This window comes from Streptomyces sp. NPDC037288 (genome assembly GCF_055603265.1).
The window spans coordinates 1-2,812 of record NZ_JBVJVY010000079.1 but is presented as its reverse complement, the minus strand read 5'-3'; the positions used below and the strand labels follow the sequence as shown (position 1 = coordinate 2,812).

Genomic DNA, 2,812 nt, shown 5'->3' with positions numbered 1-2,812 from the left:
GGGGGTGGAAGGGCTCTTTTGGCCGTGGGGTCTTCCAAAGAGAAGAGGGGGGGGCGAACAACCTCCCGAAGGAGCACTGGGGGGGGGGGGTGTGGGGTGCGCGCCCGGCCCCCCCACGCGGGTCTGGAACCGCAGAAAGGGGTCAACGCGGCGGTCGAGGCCGCTCATCAGGTGCTGTTCATCGCTGGCCTCGGAGCCTCGTCGGATGCCGCTGGCGGCCCCCACTCCGTTCTGGGCCTCGCGACCGTCACGCCCACCCTGCTGTCGGCCGGCAGTGCCCGTAACACGGTGCCCGCGCTGGCACGGGTGTCGGTGGACGTGCGCGTGCCGACGACGGCGGCGCAGGACCGGGTCGATGAGCTCATGCGGGGGCTCACCGCCCGAACGCCCGGAGCCCGGCTCGAGGTGATGGGCGGCAGGCAACGGCCGCCCATGACACCGGAATCGTCCGCCGAACTGTTCGCCCTCGCCTCCCGGCTCGCCACGGAGTCGGGTCAGGAACCGCTGCGGGGGATCGCCGTCGGCGGCGCCTCGGACGGCAACTACACCGCGGCGGTGGGCTGTCCAACGCTGGACGGCCTGGGTGCCGTGGGCGCAGGCGCGCACGCGGACAGCGAGTACGTGGAGGTTGCGCGGATGGTCCCCCGCGCCCGTCTACTCGCTCGACTCATCGAGCACACGGCCAATTGAACACACGACCAGCTGAAGCGGCCTCGACGAGGTCGCTGCGATACGAAACCGAGGCCCCGCATATGAGCGAGCCGGATTCCCCGTCCCCTGAAGTCGCCAGACTGGCTTCCCGCAAGAACTTCGGCCGACTCGAACACGCCTTCCTGCCGAGGAAGGAGGTCAACGTGCAGGAGAAGCACGGCGCACTGTTCATCGCCGCTTCCCTGGCCGCCGTCGCCTGCCTGGCGACCGGGGGCGTCCTGTTGTGGGTGTTCGTGGACCGGGTGCTCGCGTTGTTCCCCTTGCTCGTCGCCGTAGGCCTCAGTGCCCCGTACGACGGCCCGAACTTCCGTGAGAAACCGGGCGGCCAGTGCCTGTACCTGTTCGAAAAAGGTCTGCTCGTGGACCTAGGCGCCGGGCAGCTGTCCGCGGTCGCGTGGGACCACGCGGTCCATTACCAGGCGACAGTCACGCTAGTGGTCAGTTACATGGTTGCACATATCACTTCGCGGAGCTCGCACACCTCCACCCTGGGTCGCGCCCGGTGGCGCCAAGGTCGAGATCTCGGACTCTTTCGCCGCCGGCTTCGGGACCTGGGTGCCCCTGATAGCCGAGGCCATCGGCCGCGCCCAGGCCCAGAAGGCGTGGGAGGCAGTCCAGGCGGGACGGAGGACGACCTACGGCCCGTTCGCACTGGATGCCACCGGCATCACCACCAAGCGCAAGGGAACCCTGCCCTGGCCGACGGTCGAGGCGATCGACGTCCATGCCGGCGTCGTGGTCGTCCGACAGTACGGACGGCGCAAAGCCTGGGCGCAGGCCGAGGTCAAGACCGTGCCGAACCTCCTGCTCTTCCTGACCGTCGCCTTGAACCTCTGCAGCGGCTGACATGCACGCTGCCGACGGGCCGTGTGTGCGTGTGTGGACGGATGAAGCGGGATGAAGGGCGACGCGATGCCTGTCTCCCCAACAGCCGGCCCGGGCAAGATCGAGGGACCCATCGCCCACTGCTACGCCCACACACCACTTGGCGCGCTGATCGCTGCGTCGCAGATCGGAGACCGGATCGGCGTGGCGTCCAACCGCGAAGTGATCGAGATCTTCAAGAAACAGGCCGTCCCAGGTCCGGGCGTAGACCGCGGGCTCCAGGTACTCGCTGGGCCAGAGACGGGCGACGGAAGTACCGACGGACAGACGGCTGGCTCCCAGTTCGCCAGCTACACCCATGACACGGCTGTCATCAACCTCGTCAGCCGAATGAACAATGGCACCTTCAACGTCGCTACCTTCACCATGAAGTGGCTCGACGGGGACTGGAAAATCCAGCTCCAGGACAGCGGGGCGGACACTCACCCGTCTCCCAAGTGACCAGCTTGGCCGGGCTCGTCCCCTGGAGCGGCGCCAAGTGAGCGGCCTGGTCACGGGGGCTGCCTGAGCGAGGATGTGGGTGGCGAACTGCTCGCGCACCTCCGGGCCGGCCGACGGCGCGTGCGGGGGTGGGGGCGGGCTGCGTGAGAAGGCCTGCCGGGCCTGGATGAGCACCGTCGTTCAACGGCACCGCTCCCGCGGCTGTTGCCGGGACGGCGGGGCCGTTGTCTGTGGATAGGCGCGCGCGCCTATTGGTTCACCTGTTCATCGTTGTGCGGACTCCTGCATGTGCTGGTGTAGGGCAGGCCTGACTGGGGCGGTGTGGTCCGGGTCGGGAGGAAGCTCCTGGTCTGCGGCGCGTGCGGGGAGGGTGTCGGACACGTCCGGCCGGTTAGCGGCTGCTTCCAGGAGCGCGGTGATCCGGTGGGCAAAGTCCGTGCCAGGCAGGGTCATGTCGGAGTCCGGTTCGCGCAGCCATCCGGCGGTGATCGCCGTTGAAACGTAGGCCATGAGTTCGCTGACCGCGGCGGTGCGGGGACGGATGGTGTGTTTGGCGAGGTGTCGCAGGACGCGGAGGAGTGTGGTGGTGGAGGTACTGGTGAGGGTGTGCGTTACAGGGTGCCACGTGGCTGGCCGTCGCTCGTGATGGCTGCTGCAGGCGACCGGCTCGGGAGGAGGCTCTAGCTTGATCTTTAACCTGTGCGGCGGGGTCGTGGGGTCGTTGACTTCTTCGTTCGCTGCTTCGTCGTCGGTGTTTTGCGGGGCGTGTGCACGT

At 68.2% G+C, this 2,812-nt stretch carries 3 protein-coding genes and 1 pseudogene; 3 read left to right on the top strand and 1 reads right to left on the bottom strand.

Translation table 11 applies throughout. The features are described from left to right. The first annotated feature begins 24 nt into the window (after positions 1 to 24). From ACZ7GZ_RS39830 to ACZ7GZ_RS39820, 3 genes are all read left to right on the top strand, one after another. Complete coding sequence (locus tag ACZ7GZ_RS39830; protein WP_471032277.1) at positions 25 to 690, top strand: M20/M25/M40 family metallo-hydrolase; 666 nt, start codon at positions 25 to 27, stop codon at positions 688 to 690. Positions 691 to 1,161: 471 nt separating this feature from the next. Beyond that, a complete protein-coding gene (locus tag ACZ7GZ_RS39825; RefSeq protein ID WP_471032258.1) occupies positions 1,162 to 1,557 on the top strand; it encodes a DUF6585 family protein in 396 nt (131 codons plus the stop codon). 51 nt (positions 1,558 to 1,608) lie between these two features. Beyond that, positions 1,609 to 2,037: a DUF8175 domain-containg protein gene (locus ACZ7GZ_RS39820; RefSeq protein WP_471032257.1), complete on the top strand. Its 429-nt coding sequence runs from the start codon at positions 1,609 to 1,611 to the stop codon at positions 2,035 to 2,037. A gap of 264 nt (positions 2,038 to 2,301) precedes the next feature. On the opposite strand, the pseudogene ACZ7GZ_RS39815 reads toward ACZ7GZ_RS39820, so the two are convergent. Beyond that, positions 2,302 to 2,812: pseudogene (locus ACZ7GZ_RS39815) on the bottom strand (hypothetical protein); the annotation flags it as partial.

What these genes read in the sequence shown, in the direction of transcription:
- ACZ7GZ_RS39820 (WP_471032257.1), top strand. Translation starts at nt 1,609, where the DNA reads ATGAAGGGCGACGCGATGCCTGTCTCCCCAACAGCCGGCCCGGGCAAG.